Source organism: Bacteroidales bacterium (genome assembly GCA_014860575.1).
In the GTDB taxonomy this organism is placed as follows: domain Bacteria; phylum Bacteroidota; class Bacteroidia; order Bacteroidales; family JAAYJT01; genus JAAYJT01.
Window position 1 is genome coordinate 26,245 of the sequence record JACZJK010000020.1, and the last position, 15,945, is coordinate 42,189.

Sequence of the window (15,945 nt, forward strand, 5' to 3'; positions counted from 1 at the left end):
AATGTTTGACCTCTACACAGCACTGACCATCGGCCTTATCGGAAGTTTACATTGCATCGGCATGTGCGGCCCCATTGCCGTTGCCCTGCCTTTGGGCAACCGCAGTGTTGGCGACCGCGCCTTGGGTGGATTGCTCTATAATTTGGGTCGCACCATTACCTACGGCATGATGGGAGCCATATTCGGCCTGCTTGGAAAAGGAATTGAAATGGCCGGCTTTCAGCAATGGGCTTCAATATTATTAGGCGTGGTCATGATCATGAGCGTTTTCTTTCCATTTATTTTCAAGGGGCAGTTCAACACCGAATCGCTGGGACAAGGCATTACCAGGAAACTGGTTCAGAAACTGAGAACATTGTTCAGCAACCACGCCAAACACAATCTCCTGCTCATCGGACTGCTCAACGGCTTGTTGCCTTGTGGTTTGGTTTATGTGGCAATAGCCGGGGCCATCAACACAAACGATGTTGTTGCCGGTGTGTTTTTCATGATCGCTTTTGGCCTGGGAACCATTCCTTTGTTGTTAAGCGTCTCGCTGCTGGGCAATATGATCGGGCAGGCAATGAAGAGAAAATTAGCTAGGATCATACCGGTTTTTATCGTTGTGCTCGGCATCATTTTCATTCTAAGGGGAATGTCGCTGGGGATTCCCTATATCAGCCCGAAAAGCAAAATGCTGACACCAGATAAGGAAATAGGAACTTCCGGCGCTTGCTGCGGCAGTGGTGAAACATTGGCGCTCTGAGGGTTTTTCCCGGATATAGTTGTGATGCTGTGACGCAGTGATGCAGTGAAACTGTTTTAGTTGCTTGTACTTTTGATTCATTCCAACTTGCGAATGCCAACACTTCCCCATAGGCTTTTTCCTGAAACGAAGAATATAGTACCTCAGCAAAGCGTTAATTCAATTACATTTGTTCCCCTAACCCATCCCATCATGAAAAAAACAATTGTTCTTATTCTGATTGCCCTGTTTTTTACCTTCCTGCCAAGGGCCAATGCTAACCCTTTTCCTCCGCATTGTATGCAACCGGTCATCTCAGAGCTGTATTTTTCTGAACCGGGAACCTGGACGCTTGAAGTGCATTTCCTCTCCTGGGATGTCGGATATTTAGTGTTTGACAGCATAATCATGTACTCCCAAACAAGCCGGGTAAAAATCCGGAGTACAAATAAAGAATTATCTTCAAAAGGCTATCATAAACAACTATATTATTCAGTAAATTATCCTGATTTCTACCTCGATCAGGATCAGGATACGCTGACACTGGTGGCCTATTGGAGCGTTGAGTCAGGGCCTCCGATATCATTCACCCACTCACTCGCCTATGGCTATCCCGATTGCTTTATCCCGTTTGTTTATCCCGGTCAAAGCATTTGCAGCCGGATTGATGAGTATGGATTCCCGACGGATTACTTTTATAAAACAAACTCACCTACCATCGGTGCAGTGAACAATTTTATTGACGCAACGGCTACCGTAACAGGTAAAATATACGATATGAACGGACAATTGATTACCTGGGTTCCGGAATGTCACAGTCTGGCTTTGACTCAGAATATTGAATGGATTTTTATACAACCAGATTACACATTTTATTTCGATTTCATGGGTATGACCATTGACAGTGCAGGAAACTTTGCAACAGAGCTTGCAGCCCATCAATCGGCAATCACAAAGATTACCCGTTTGATCGGAGAGTGCGACCCTAATGGAGCCTTAGTCTTTCAGGATATAACAGTTGCTACTGTTCCGTTTAACTTCGAACCAGGCGATATATTGGATACCGATCTACATCTAACCGGAAACGGGTTTTTGGTTGGATTGCCAGTGGAATTGCCTGCACAAACAAAGATGAGCGTTGTTGTCGCACCAAATCCGTTTTCCGATATCACACAACTCTACCTTGAATCCGATGAAGGTTTATCGGACGTTACTGTGCATATTTATAATTTGTCCGGAAGTATTGTGAAATCTTATAAGTTGCCACAGGGTGAGAAAACCATGCTCAATGTCAGGAAATCCGATCTTGGCGCTGCAGGCGTTTATTCGTACACTGTGCAAAGAGAGGGCAATTTGTTAAGAAGCGGAAAACTGGTATGCAATTAAGAACCAATATCCTTCTTTTTTTACTGTTGTTAAGCTGTTTGAGCGTTCATAGCCAACGGCTCGATTTTTTCCGGGAAGATTTAACCTTTCAGCTTGATTCAACCAATTTTACCGTATCCGGGCAGTATTATTTCAGAAATAATTCACTCAGTCAGCAGCGCAGCTTGATCAGCTATCCGTTGCCACGGCTTGCTGATGGACCTTTATTTGATACTATAATGGTTTTCAGCGAAGAGAACCTTGCAATTCCTTTTCAATTGCATGACACATTGATTTCTTTTGAAATCCAGATGCAGCCCGGATCGGAAAAACAAATCACAATTATTTACAGCCAGCGGCATAACGGCAATTATGCGAAGTACATCCTGACCACAACCAAATATTGGGGAAAGCCCTTGCAATTAGCAGAATTCAAGTTGGTGGTCCCTCCTTATATCAACATTCTATCCTGCTTTGAACCGCCTGATAAAATCAGTGAATTTGAAGGCACAAGCATTTATCACTGGACAAGGCAAAATTTTATGCCAGCAAACGATTTTGAAATCTGGTTTGAGATCATCCAAACAAAGTGATTCGGGAACTGTATCACTGCATCACTGCATTACATCAACACTTCCCAAAACTTCCACCACATACTCCACCATCGCATCATCAATATCAAGGTGGGTGACCATGCGGATGCTGTTGTGGTCGAACTGGACCGTTAAAATTCCTTTTTCTTCCAACTTCTGAACCAGATCGGGAACCCTGATTTCGTCCGGAACCAGGAAAATGACAATATTGGTTTCAACCGGCAAAATTTCTTTTACCCATGATTGACCTGACAGTGCTTCAGCAATTTGTTTTGCCCTTTGGTGGTCGTCTTTCAGGCGCTCAATATTGTGATCCAAAGCATAAATTCCTGCTGCCGCAAGATAGCCGGCCTGCCGCATACCTCCGCCAAAAGCCCTGCGGAATCGCCTTGCTTTATGAATAAATTCTTTTGAACCGCTGAGCATTGAACCCACCGGGGCGCCAAGTCCTTTGGAGAGGCAAATTGAAATAGAATCAAAAAGTTGGCCGTAATCAAGCGCAGTTTGATCTGTGACTGCCAGCGCATTGAACAAACGCGCGCCATCAAGATGATAACGCAATCCGTGTTTTTTGCATACTTTTCCGATTTCAAGCAGTTCATTCCAATCCCATACCGATCCGCCACCCTTGTTCACTGTGTTTTCAACTGAAACCAGGCTGGTACTCGGATAGTGCACATCATCGGGATTAATATTGGCAAGTACATCTTTTGCTGTGAACCTACCGCGATTTCCGTAAAGCAATCTTACCGAAGCGCCTGAGTTCAGGGCAATGCCACCACCTTCATAGTTGTAAATATGCGATAACCTGTCGCATATAACTTCATCGCCCGGAACAGTATGTACCTTGATGGCCAGTTGATTGGTCATAATCCCCGAAGGGCAGAATATCGCCGCTTCATGCCCGAAGAGGGCGGCAACTTTTGTTTCCAGGGCATTCATACTCGGGTCTTCACCCCAAACATCATCACCCACGGCTGCATTGAACATGGCATCCAGCATGGCCGGAGTGGGTCTTGTAAGCGTATCGCTGCGGAGGTCAACTTTCTTTGTTTTATTCATTTTAATAATTCAAGATTCAAAATTCGTGATTCAAGATTCCTATTCTATGGTTCTATTGTTCAAATGTTCTATTATTCTATTGTTCGGATTCCTCAGGTGTAAGTTGCTGGTTTCTTGTTACTGATTGCTTGTTGCATGATTTGGGTCATACAATTGTCATTCGGTTGTCATACTTTGTTGTTGGTTACTGGTTGCTGATTGCTTGTTACTGGTTGCTTGTTACATGATTTGGGTCATACAATTGTTATTCGGTTGTAATACATGGCCATACGGTTGTCGAATGTGGTCATACATTGTCATACAGTCGTCACCTTCATTCTCCTTTTCTCCATTTCTCCTTGTCTCTTGATTCTTGTCTCTTGTCTCTTGTCCCTCTTCGTCTCCAAGTCCCCCAATCTCACCTTCTCTTCTTCCCATTTTCTCATTTTCACGAAAACTAAGCTCTGTCAGCATACGCCTTCCTCAACTGTTCCAATGCTTTTACAATCACCGCCCTCGGGCATGCAAGATTCATGCGCATAAACCCTTCTCCTCCCGGCCCGAAGCTAGCTCCTTCACTCATTGCAAGTCCGGCTTTTTGGATCATAAATTCTTTCAATTTTTCATCCGAACCAAAACCCAGGTTCCGGCAATCCAGCCAGAGCAGGTACGTTGCCTCCAGCGGAATAGGTTTGATTTGCGGTAAAAAAGTCTCCAGATAATCTATAACAAACCTGCAATTGTCTTTCACATATTCCAGCATCTGATCCAGCCAATCGTCGCCATGTGTATATGCAGCCTCGGTGGCCACATTGCCAAAAAGATTGCCCAAACCAACATGCACCTGATCCAGAATTTTATCGTATTTCTTTTTGAGTTCGGGATTGGAAATGATAACGGCAGAGGTTGCCATTCCCGCCAGGTTAAAAGTCTTGCTGGGCGCGACTGTCGTGATGGTCTGGTTCGCAATCTCTTCAGATAAAGAAGCCATTACCATGTGTTTATAAGGCGGTATGGCCAGGTCGGCATGGATCTCATCTGACAGGATCAGGATATTTTGTTTCAAACAGATTGAAGCCAACTGGTTCAGTTCATCTTTTGTCCAGGCACGCCCAACAGGGTTATGCGGATTGCAGAGTAAAAGCATTTTGGTCCGGGAAGTAATCTTTGACTCAAGGTCTCCGAGATCGAAATAATACCGCCGGTTTGTGTATTTCAACTGGTTATGAACCAGCGTCCGTTTGTTGTTTTCGACAGCGCTGAAAAACGGGAAATAAACCGGTGGCTGAACGATGATCTCATCGCCGGGTTCGGTAAAGCCCATCACAATCATGTTCATGGCCGGTACAACGCCCGGACTGAAAGCCATCCACTGCTTTTTAATTTCCCAGTTATGCCTGCGTTTGAACCAGTTGATGATAGCCTCCTCATATGACGGAGGGCGAATCGAATAGCCATAAATTTCGTGTGAAGCCCTTTCCTTCACTGCGTTCACAACAAAATCCGGGGTTTTAAAATCCATGTCGGCCACCCAGAGCGGGATCAGATCGGCAGAGCCAAAAAAATGATCAAGAAGGTCGTATTTTACACAGGAAGTGTTGTGGCGCGGGACAATTTCATCGAAGTTGTAAGTCATGCTCCTGGTTTTTGCAGGTTCAGAAGTTCGTTTTCAGAGGCTGGGCATATTTGCGGATATCATCGTTGCTGATGTTCTGATCGCACAAAATTGCGAGCCGTTCGACAACATTGCGCAATTCCCGGATATTTCCGGTCCATTGAATCTTCTTTAATGATTCCAGGGCTTTTTCATCGAACTGCATCAGCGGCTTGGCCATGCTCTGGCATATTTCGGCAAGGAAATGGTTCGCAATAACCGGAATATCATCTTCACGCTCGTTGAGGGTTGGCACATGAATAACTATCACAGCCAGGCGATGGTAAAGGTCTTCGCGGAAATTTCCTTTCTCAATTTCTTTTGGGATGTCTTTGTTGGTGGCCGCAATTACACGCACATCCACCGGGATGTCTTTTTCGCCGCCCACGCGCATGATCTTGTTTTCCTGCAATGCACGCAGCACCTTGGCCTGGGCAGAAAGGCTCATATCACCGATTTCATCCAGGAAAAGCGTGCCGCCGCTGGCTTGCTCAAAATCGCCTTTCCGTTGTTTGATGGCCGAGGTAAATGAACCTTTTTCGTGGCCAAACAACACGCTTTCAATTAGTTCGGAAGGAATGGCGGCGCAGTTGACTTCAACAAACGGCCCCTGTGCCCGGTTGGAGAGTTCATGCAGCCATCGTGCAACAAGTTCTTTTCCGGTTCCGTTGGCGCCGGTAATCATTACCCGTGCATCGGTGGGCGCCACCCGCTCAATCATGGCTTTTATTTCATGCATGGCCGGCGATTCGCCAATCATATCATAGGTTTTGCTCACCTGTCGCTTGAGGGCTTTGGTTTCGGTAACCAGCGTTTGCCGTTCCTGCGCATTGCGGATGGTTACCAGCAGGCGGTTCAGATCCAGGGGTTTTGTGATATAATCGTAAGCGCCTTTTTTAACGGCTTCCACAACGGTTTCAACGGTTCCGTGGCCGGAAATCATCACCACCGGAACATCGGTAAATTTCATGAGTTGTTCAAGCACTTCAATGCCGTCCATGCGGGGCATTTTGATATCGAGCAGGATGAGGTCGTAGCGGTTATTCCTGGTTTTTTCAAGCGCTTCCTGGCCTTCGGCGGCTTCGTCTACCTCAAACTTTTCGTATTCCAGAATTTCTCTCAGCGTATTGCGGATACTTTTCTCATCATCAACAACAAGGATCTTGGTCATGGTTTAAATTTTGGGACAAAGATAGGGAATGTGGGGGGAGCTTCAAGGGAGGGTTATCGCTCAAGCCTTATTCCTGAAACTAATCTTACGCTTGATCGCTTAAAGAAAAGAAGTTATTAATCCAAGCTTGAATGTTACCAGAGAATTAGTTCCCGGAATTTTGCTCATTATATGTTAATTCTTGTTTTGGTTTCTTTTGTCTATTCTGGCTTTTGTCATTCTTTCCCTTAAGCCTCCTTCATTTAAAAAAATAGTTTCCAATGATTTAATCTGTTGTGCTAACAAATAGCTAACGATGTGAATAAGACATATCATTGAATTGGCACAAATTTCGGGTTGTTCATGTTCTATTGCCTTCCGGTAGGTTTCATAGTTGGCATTTGGCGTTTTGTTTATTTCCCTGAACCTGGTTGTAAGTTTGTGCTCTTTATCCCAGATTGGAAGCTTTTGTGTTCTGAGAAAATCCTGGAAGTCAATTTTAAGTTCTTCTAAAGATGCCCGTGCAACGTTGGTCAATTTAATTTCCATTTCTTTCGAAGTGCCTGAAGCCATGCTGGCTTCAACAATATTCTGTTTTCCGCTTCTTGCTGCCTGCACCATTTGATCAATGGTACGGTCATATTTTTTTAAGAACCTTTTTGTAAAGTATATAGTGCCATCATAAATGATTTCCGCTTTTTGATAGGTTATCAAATTCTGATAGCCACCGTGTTTTGGTATAAAGCCATCGGAATTTTTAGCATTCTCATTCATTTTATTCTCTTTTATTTTTTTCTTGAGACTTTTAGGGACTTTTGGGACTATTGCCATGTCGCAACTGTCTCTAAAGTCCCAATTCTTTTTCTAATTCTTTAAAAGCTTTGATGTAAAGGTTCTCCCATTTTCATGAACAACGGTAATAATATACGAACCTTTATCAAGGTGGGCAATAGAGATGTGTTTCATTTCTTCGCTTATGAAAGTTGGTTCAACAACCAACATTCCCATGGTGTTTCGCACACAAATAGTAGCACCCCTTGCGTTGGATACTGTAAAAGATATTCCTGCAGGGTTTGGGTAAATAACAGGGACAGGCGTCATTAAACTAATCAGATAAGTCGGGATAAGTGTAATGTCAATTGTCAGTTTTTCCCGCACCACGGTAAACTCATTATTTTCAACAGGATAACCATCCACGCTTATGGTGTAAGTATAAGTACCATTGGCCAGGTCTATAATTGCAATTCCCGATTCGTTGGTCCATGCTGAATCAGCTGTGTTTTCAATTGAAATCATGATATTCTGCATCGGAAAACCATCCTCGTCATGGACAACAAAAGTTACAGGATTTGTTGCGCTGGATACGATATCGGCAACCACACCTTCAAAAACAGTGAGGTTGTAGGGGAATTGCTCTGGCAAATTGTACCAGCCGTTCATGCTTCCACCCCAGCCCATGTTGATCCTGAAAAAACCATCGGCGCTGTAACCGTCACAAACAACATTATGGCCACTTTGCCAATTGGCGTCAACTACGGCAAGCAAAACCGGGTTAGCTGACTGAATGTTTTCTATCATTTTCTGACGAATCTCGTCGTTTGAATACGTGTGGTCTAGCAATACCGACTCCGTAAAACCAAATTTCTGAAAAGCATCAAAAGCCTGGTTCACACCAAAAGTTCCTGAAGCAGAAGGTGAAAATACTGAACGGCATGCAAAAGCAGCGGCAAGTGAAAGGGCGGCCATATCCTCAACTTCAAGCGTTTCGTAGTCAAGCATTTTGGCCTCTATATCCACTAGAAAGTCATTTATGGAATTGAAAGAGAGGAAGTCGTAGGTTTCCCATGCATCATCAATCCAAAATGACTGGTTATAGTTATGGTAGTACCTGTCAGTAACTCCAAACTGAGTCTGCTGAAGGTCACGGTGGTAATACAGGATTTGTGAAATAGCTGTTGCGGGGCAGCCAACGAGTGTACGTTGGCCGGTAGCCAGGTGCACGGGGCAGAAAATATTATAGGGATAGTTCTGGCTCCAGTTTGTCTCGGTCCAGCCCCCGGAGCTTGTGGTGCCGGCAGGCGGCCAGTATTGAACAAGCCGTTTCTCAACATTGGCAGCCGAATACCTTTGCCAATCTGCAGCAATTTGTTGTTTATATTCAACTGAAAACTGACCGTAATGATCCAGCCGTTTTGCAAGGTCAGCGCGTAAAATACTCTCCAATGGGCCTGTTGAGTTATATTTCCCGCTTGTGCTGTAATATATGACGGGATTAAGACGCTTGTCAGCCGCCACAACAACAAAACCGTTACGATCTCCCTGAAAAACATATGCCAGCCTAAGGCTTTCATTGTATGTCAGGAGCTCAACTGCATCATCATAAAGCGCTATCTCATAATCAGATGACCTGAAAAAATTGACCGCAATTGTAAATGCTTCATGCCGGTCAACTTTGGTTTCTTCAGCGCTGCCAGTTTTGAAAACAAACAGCAATGCAGCTAAAAAAAGCAAGGTAGAGGTTTTCATTTTTTTTAATTTGATTTGACACAAGAATATGGATTTCTGCCCTGATATCACGCTGGCCTGAGGCGCCAGTAATTAGAGCATAAATTTACTACCATTTTGTTTAGGTCAAGCGCAATTAAAAATCGAAACACTCCAATTAGTTTCCAAAAAATTAGCATAGTTAAAAGCAGACAATAATAGCTTAACAGCCGCTTACTCATTATAGTCAGTGCCCGTCCTGGCAAAAGCAAAAACCTGCCTCGCCGGCAGGTTTGCAATCCAAACTCGTAAATCAGAAGAAACCCAGGAATGGGCAAGTGCAAACTAAATCTCCCAGGTATCGCCGCTGCTCAGCAGGGCGTCAACATTTTTAATTGGGGAGTTTGCCTTGGCATACTCGTTCTGCTCAACAACCAGGTCATCATAGGTTGCAAAAACAGCCGATCGGATCACACCCATGGCTACAGGATAATATGGCGGTTTCATTTTCGCAAGCATCAGGTGCAGCGTGGGGTCTTTTTCATATTGATCATGAACCAGCAGATCATTTTCAGTAACGCCATTTTCACCCAGCTTAACTACTTCCAGTTTAACACCGTTCAAACGGATGCCTTTGTCTTTGTTTGTTCCGAAGATCAGGGGCTCGCCGTTACGAAGGAAAATCTGTTGATCATCGCGCATATCTCTTGCAGTTACCTGCTCGAAAGCCTTATCGTTGAAAATGATACAATTTTGCATGATCTCAACAATAGAAGTTCCATCATGGCGTGCAGCTTCAAACATGACTTCGGTTAACATCTTCAGGTTGTTATCGGCAGCGCGGGCAAAAAAAGTTCCCTGGGCGCCAAGTACCAGTTCGCCGGGGTTAAACGGATGCTCAATGGTTCCGTACGGTGAAGTTTTCGTTTTTGAACCCATGGGCGTGGTAGGTGAATATTGACCCTTGGTCAACCCATAGATTTCATTATTGAAAAGCAGGACATTGATGTCAATGTTGCGGCGTATGGCGTGGATGAAATGGTTTCCGCCGATGGCCATGGAATCGCCGTCGCCGGTTGCGACCCAAACGCTCAGGTGAGGATTGGCGATTTTAATTCCGGTAGCAATGGGCAAAGCCCTTCCATGAATGCCATGAAATCCGTAGGTGTTCAGATAATAAGGAAACCTGGAGGAACAGCCGATTCCGGAAACGAACATAAAGTTCTCCTTGCGGTATCCGATCTTCGGAAAAACATTGGCTACTGCGGCAAGGATGGCATGGGCTCCGCAACCGGGACACCATTTTACCATCTGGTCGCTGACAAAATCTTCCTTACTCAGCGGGACATCGGTTCTTTTAACGGTTGTATTTTCGATTTTCATTTTTCCTCCAGAATTTGAGTGAATTTTTCTTTTAGTTCGTGAACCATGAATGGCAGGCACTGCACCTTATTGAATAGCTGATAGGTAAATTGCGGATGTTGCATTCTGAGATAACCTGCAAACTGTCCCATATTTTGCTCACAAACAACAATCTTTTTGAAACCCTTGAAAACATCGGCAGTGTTTTTAGGCAATGGCATGATATAGTGGAAATGGGCATGGCTTATATTAGCGCCTTCTTCTCTCATTTCCTGAACCGCGGTCAACATGGAGCCTGCCGTGCTTCCCCAGCTTACAACGAGCAAATCGCCGCTGGGATCGCCGGTAATTGTTTGTTCGGGAATATAATCAGCAACCTTGTCAACTTTTTCCTGCCTGAGCTTAATCATCAATTCATGATTCAGCGGATCGGTAGTTACATTACCGTGAATGTTTTCTTTTTCAAGTCCGCCAATCCTGTGGCGCAAACCTTCTGTTCCGGGCAAAGCCCATTTGCGAGCCAGGGTAACCGGGTTGCGTTCGTAAGGCTTGAAAGCCGTGTTGGGTTCGGCAATAGGAGGGTTTATTTCAGGCAGGTCGGCCACTTTTGGTATTTTAAAAAGTTGCGAACCGTTACCCAGGTTTCCATCAGTAAGCAGCAATACAGGGGTCATATGTTCCATGGCCAGTTTAGCGGCCATAAAGGCATAATCAAAGCAATTGGATGATGAAGATGCAGCAAGAACAATCATCGGGCATTCCCCGTTGCGGCCATACAAAGCCTGCAGCAAATCGGATTGTTCTGATTTGGTCGGCAGCCCTGTGGATGGCCCTCCGCGTTGAACGTTCACGATCACAAGAGGCAATTCAGTCATTACTGCCAGCCCCATGGCTTCACTTTTCAATGATAAACCGGGTCCGGAAGTAGTTGTAATAGCTAGTGAACCGGCATAGGCGGCGCCGATGGCAGAGCAAATTCCGGCAATTTCGTCTTCGGCCTGGAAAACCCTTGCACCAAGATATTTATGCTTGGCAAGGTCCATCAGGATCTCGGTGGCGGGTGTAATGGGGTACGAACCCAAAAACAATGGTCTTCCCGAACGTTCGGATGCAGCAAGAAAACCCCAGGATGTAGCAACGTTTCCGGTAATATTGCGGTAGCGGCCCTTGGGCAGCTCGGCGGCAGGAACATCAATTTTGGATTCAACAATTTCAATGGTTTCGGCATAATTGTAACCGGCGCGCAACACTCTTTCGTTGGCTTCAATAATATCGGGGCTGGCCTTAAATTTCTTCTTCAGAAATGAATAAGTGCTGTCGAACCCAATGTCAAAAATGAACAACATCATTCCAAGTGCAAACATGTTCCGGCTTTTATCCGCAATTTTTGATCCCAGCCCCAGTTCCTTAATGCTTTCCTTTGTAAGTGTTGAGATGGGTGCATCAACAAGGTGAAAAACTTCGAGGCTGCCATCATCGAGCGGATTGCTTTTATAGCCTGCTTTTTCAATAGCTTTTTCTTCGAAGGCATCTTTATCAACAATGATGGTGGCGCCTTTTTTTGCCCATTTCAGGTTGGCCCGCAACGAGGCTGGGTTCATGGCAACAATCACATCGCATAAATCGCCGGAGGTATGAATTTTTTTATGACCGATATGCACCTGGAATCCTGAAACACCTGCAACAGTATTGTGGGGCGCGCGGATCTCGGCGGGATAATCCGGAAATGTTGCCAGGTCTTTTCCGGCAATAGCGGCTGCTTCCGAAAACAAGGTGCCGGTTAGCTGCATACCATCGCCGGAGTCACCGGCGAATTTTATAACTACATCATCTCTGCGGATTATGTTTTTAACCTTGGTATTGCTCATAGTTAATGGCTGAATTAGTTTCGTGCAAAAGTACTTGTTTTATTTGTTCAGCTAGGGGCAAAGGCATACATTTTTTCAATGTCCTGACGCTGTCGTTGGAGCAGTGTTCAGCAACCACAGCAACTGATTTTCAGGGGAACATTTTCGTGATTTTAAAATGCCACCTACTCCGAACCTTGTGTTGAAGCGGTTTTGGCAATGCCGGTCTTGCGGTTTCAACCATAGGTTCAGAAAAGGCTGATTGTGAATTTCAAAAGCTTGGAACAGGCATAATTTATAACGGTTCTAAAATACAAAAAGCCATTTTACCATAACATTTAATGCTATATTTGCAGTCGAATTTATTATTTCAAACGAAAAAAAAACAACAGCTATGGCTTACGTAATTAATGATGACTGCACAGCATGTGGAACATGTATAGACGAATGTCCGGTTGATGCAATTTCTGAAGGCGATATCTACGTTATTGATCCGGATATCTGCACCGACTGTGGTGCCTGCGCCGATGTTTGCCCGGTGGAAGCAATACACCCGGAATAGCATTCCCGGTTGAATACCACAACATATGAGCCCATCTTTGACGGTGGGCTTTTTTATTGGGCTTTCAGAACCTTTTATTGACGTTCTTTGTTTAGCTTGCGTTAACAAAGCTTAATACAAAAGCGTTTATCTTTGTAAATGCTGAATTTTATAATTGGTCGGATTTCCGATCAGCAATCAAAAACGAATAAAAGAACTATTTGACTTATAAACGGGTAGACCCATAACTATGGAAAAACACTCCTATTTGTCGAATGCCGAACCCAGCGCCATTGAGCAATTATTTGAGCAATTCCTGAAAGACCCAGCTTCCGTTGATGAAGGCTGGCAAAGGTTTTTCGAAGGCTTTGAGTTCGCACGCAAATCATATTCTGAACCTCAACCCGAAAGCTATCTTTTACCCAAAGAGTTTAAAGTAATTAATCTCATAAATAATTACCGGCAACGGGGTCACCTTTTTACTAAAACGAACCCGGTTCGCCAACGCCGCCAGTATTCCCCAAACCTGGATATTGAAAACTTTGGCCTTGCCGAAACCGATCTGGACACGATGTTTGAGGCTGGCAGCGAGATTGGCATCGGAAAAGCAAGTTTACGAGAGATAATTGCCCACCTGCAGCATACATATTGCCAATCCATTGGCGCCGAATTCTTTTTCATCCGCACCAAGGAAATTTTTGAGTGGCTGAGAAATAAAATGGAAACCTCACGCAATACACCCAAATTCAGTGTTGAGGTGAAAAAAACCATGTTGCGCAAACTGGCCAGGGCGGTATTTTTCGAGAAATTCATCCACCGCAAATTTACAGGCCAAAAGAGATTTTCGCTCGAAGGCGCCGAATCACTTATTCCGGCCCTTCATGCCGTAATAGAGTATGGTTCGGAAATGGGCATACAGGAATTTGTTTTGGGAATGGCGCATCGCGGACGGTTGAATGTATTGACCAATGTCATGCAGAAATCCTATCAGGACGTTTTCAATGAGTTCCTCAACAAGCAATTTGAAGATGAATCGGTGTTGGGCGATGTAAAATACCATCTGGGTTTCACATCCACCTTCGAAAGTGGCAACGGTAACAAGAGCATGTTATCACTTTGTCCAAATCCTTCTCATCTCGAAGCCGTAAATCCCGTGGTGGAAGGCATAGTGCGTTCGCGCATTGATACCGAATACAATGGCGATCAAAGCAAAATCATTCCAATTCTCATTCATGGCGATGCATCCATTGCCGGGCAGGGAATTGTTTATGAATTACTGCAAATGTCAGGTTTGCAGGGCTATAAAACCGGAGGAACCATTCATCTTGTAATCAATAATCAAATCGGTTTTACAACCAATTACCTTGATGCAAGAACCAGCACCTATTGCACCGATGTAGCCAAAACAACTCAATCACCTGTTTTTCATGTCAACGGCGATGATGTTGAGGCATTGGCCTATACGGTCCGGATGGCGATGGAGTTCAGGGCAAGGTTCCATAAAGATGTTTTTATTGATCTGCTTTGTTACCGGAAATACGGGCATAACGAAGGTGACGAACCCAGGTTCACACAGCCCATTCTTTACAAAATTATTGAGAAACACCCCGATCCATATAGCATTTATTCAGAAAAACTCATCAATGAAGGTGTGATCACCAAAGAAGAAGCCCTTGAAGTGGAGCACGAATTCAATGAGTTACTTGAAAAAGAACTGGCGGCATCGCAGAGTGCACAGAAATCAAAATTATATTTGTTTTACGAACACCTCTGGACCGGCATTAGAAAGTCAACACTTGAAGATTTCAGTTACAGCCCTGAAACGGCTGTTACAAAGGAGACTTTACTGAGGATCGGAAAAAAAATCACCGAAAAACCCCCCGACAAAGAATTTTACCGCAAGATCATAAAGTTGTTGGATGAGCGGCGGGCTATGCTTGAAAAAGATGGTAGCCTTGACTGGGCTATGGGCGAGTTGCTTGCCTACGGAACCTTGCTTGACGAAGGTTATCCCGTAAGGCTTAGTGGACAGGACACCCAGCGTGGCACTTTTTCGCATCGTCATTCGGTGCTCACTATTGAGGGATCGGAAGAAAGATATGTTCCTCTAAATAACATCAGTGCGAACCAGGCCAGGTTTGATGTTTTTAATTCGCCGCTGTCAGAATATGGTGTGCTTGGCTTTGAATATGGTTATGCGCTTGCTTCACCCAATACGCTTACCATCTGGGAAGCGCAGTTTGGTGATTTTAACAATGGTGCTCAGATAATTATTGATCAGTATATCAGCAGCGCAGAGGAAAAGTGGATGGTAATGAACGATCTGGTCATGCTGCTGCCTCATGGCTATGAAGGACAAGGCCCTGAGCACAGCAGCGCCCGCATGGAACGCTTCCTAACCCTCTGTGCAGATTATAATATGCAGGTAGCAAACTGCACAACGCCGGCCAACTTTTTCCATTTGCTGCGAAGGCAGTTGCACCGTGAAATCAGGAAACCCCTGGTTGTGTTCACGCCTAAGAGCTTGCTCAGGCATCCGAAATGTGTTTCAACATTGGAAGACTTTACCCAGGGTGGGTTTAAGGAGGTGATTGATGATGAACAGGCCGATCCCGGAAAGGTGAGGCGCGTGGTGTTGTGTTCTGGAAAAGTTTATTATGAGCTTGTTGAAGAACGCGAAAAAATGGAACGATGGGATACCGCTATCATCAGGTTGGAGCAACTTTACCCTTTCCCTGAAAAGCAGATTCAGGAAATTCTTTCAAAGCATCTTTTAGCTGAGACTTACATCTGGGTTCAGGAAGAACCAGTGAATATGGGAGCCTGGAGTTTTATTTCACGACGCCTGCCGGGCTACAACCTGATTGTTGCTGCACGGCCTGAAAGTGGAAGTCCCGCAACGGGTTCAATACATTTGCATAATCTCAGGCAACGCAAGATCATTGAAAAAGCCTTTGGTGAGTGTAATTGTCCACGTTCGGGCGCTGTCTGCAAAATGATTTGTGCTCCCAAAGAGTGGAGGCCGGCGATGACGGTGGCAGAAAAAGAGTAGCTTTGTTTGTTTGAATGTGTGGATGGTTAATGGGTTGAGTGGTTAATTAGTGGAGTGGTAGTTTAATGGAGTAATGGAGTGTTGGAGTAATGGGTTCTAGAGGCTGAGCTTTTCGAAGCCAGAAGTAATAGG

12 protein-coding genes are annotated in these 15,945 nt (G+C 44.7%); 5 read left to right on the forward strand and 7 right to left on the reverse strand.

Annotated features, from left to right (window positions below; translation table 11 throughout):
* Nucleotide 1 precedes the first annotated feature (1 nt).
* From IH597_04995 to IH597_05005, 3 genes are all read left to right on the forward strand, one after another.
* Nucleotides 2-745 (forward strand): sulfite exporter TauE/SafE family protein, encoded by a 744-nt coding sequence (locus tag IH597_04995; protein MBE0661806.1) that lies wholly within the window; start codon nucleotides 2-4, stop codon nucleotides 743-745.
* 192 nt (nucleotides 746-937) lie between these two features.
* On the forward strand, nucleotides 938-2,110 hold the full coding sequence (locus IH597_05000) for a T9SS type A sorting domain-containing protein (protein MBE0661807.1): 1,173 nt from the start codon (nucleotides 938-940) through the stop codon (nucleotides 2,108-2,110).
* Between the two features lie 38 nt (nucleotides 2,111-2,148).
* A complete protein-coding gene (locus IH597_05005; GenBank protein MBE0661808.1) occupies nucleotides 2,149-2,682 on the forward strand; it encodes a DUF4424 family protein in 534 nt (177 codons plus the stop codon).
* 21 nt (nucleotides 2,683-2,703) lie between these two features.
* On the opposite strand, the gene IH597_05010 is transcribed toward IH597_05005, so the two are convergent.
* The 7 genes from IH597_05010 to IH597_05040 form a co-directional block, all read right to left on the reverse strand.
* Nucleotides 2,704-3,744: an aminotransferase class I/II-fold pyridoxal phosphate-dependent enzyme gene (locus IH597_05010; GenBank protein ID MBE0661809.1), complete on the reverse strand. Its 1,041-nt coding sequence runs from the start codon at nucleotides 3,742-3,744 to the stop codon at nucleotides 2,704-2,706.
* A gap of 436 nt (nucleotides 3,745-4,180) precedes the next feature.
* Nucleotides 4,181-5,359, reverse strand: a complete 1,179-nt coding sequence (locus IH597_05015) for a putative C-S lyase (GenBank protein MBE0661810.1) — start codon at nucleotides 5,357-5,359, stop codon at nucleotides 4,181-4,183.
* Between the two features lie 19 nt (nucleotides 5,360-5,378).
* Entirely contained in the window at nucleotides 5,379-6,548 is a 1,170-nt protein-coding gene (locus tag IH597_05020) for a sigma-54-dependent Fis family transcriptional regulator (protein ID MBE0661811.1), read from the reverse strand.
* A gap of 174 nt (nucleotides 6,549-6,722) precedes the next feature.
* A complete protein-coding gene (locus tag IH597_05025) occupies nucleotides 6,723-7,301 on the reverse strand; it encodes a four helix bundle protein (protein MBE0661812.1) in 579 nt (192 codons plus the stop codon).
* A 90-nt stretch (nucleotides 7,302-7,391) separates the two neighbouring features.
* Nucleotides 7,392-9,053, reverse strand: coding sequence for a C10 family peptidase (locus tag IH597_05030; protein ID MBE0661813.1), 1,662 nt, complete (start codon nucleotides 9,051-9,053; stop codon nucleotides 7,392-7,394).
* A 303-nt stretch (nucleotides 9,054-9,356) separates the two neighbouring features.
* A complete protein-coding gene (locus IH597_05035) occupies nucleotides 9,357-10,394 on the reverse strand; it encodes a 2-oxoacid:ferredoxin oxidoreductase subunit beta (GenBank protein MBE0661814.1) in 1,038 nt (345 codons plus the stop codon).
* Nucleotides 10,391-12,241, reverse strand: a complete 1,851-nt coding sequence (locus tag IH597_05040; GenBank protein ID MBE0661815.1) for a 2-oxoacid:acceptor oxidoreductase subunit alpha — start codon at nucleotides 12,239-12,241, stop codon at nucleotides 10,391-10,393. Before IH597_05040 ends, IH597_05035 begins: the two co-directional genes overlap by 4 nt.
* 373 nt (nucleotides 12,242-12,614) lie before the next feature.
* On the opposite strand from IH597_05040, the gene IH597_05045 reads away from it, so the two are divergent.
* Together IH597_05045 and IH597_05050 are read left to right on the forward strand one after the other, a co-directional pair.
* Nucleotides 12,615-12,782, forward strand: a complete 168-nt coding sequence (locus IH597_05045; GenBank protein MBE0661816.1) for a 4Fe-4S binding protein — start codon at nucleotides 12,615-12,617, stop codon at nucleotides 12,780-12,782.
* Between the two features lie 229 nt (nucleotides 12,783-13,011).
* Nucleotides 13,012-15,813, forward strand: coding sequence for a 2-oxoglutarate dehydrogenase E1 component (locus tag IH597_05050; GenBank protein MBE0661817.1), 2,802 nt, complete (start codon nucleotides 13,012-13,014; stop codon nucleotides 15,811-15,813).
* Nucleotides 15,814-15,945: the final 132 nt, after the last annotated feature.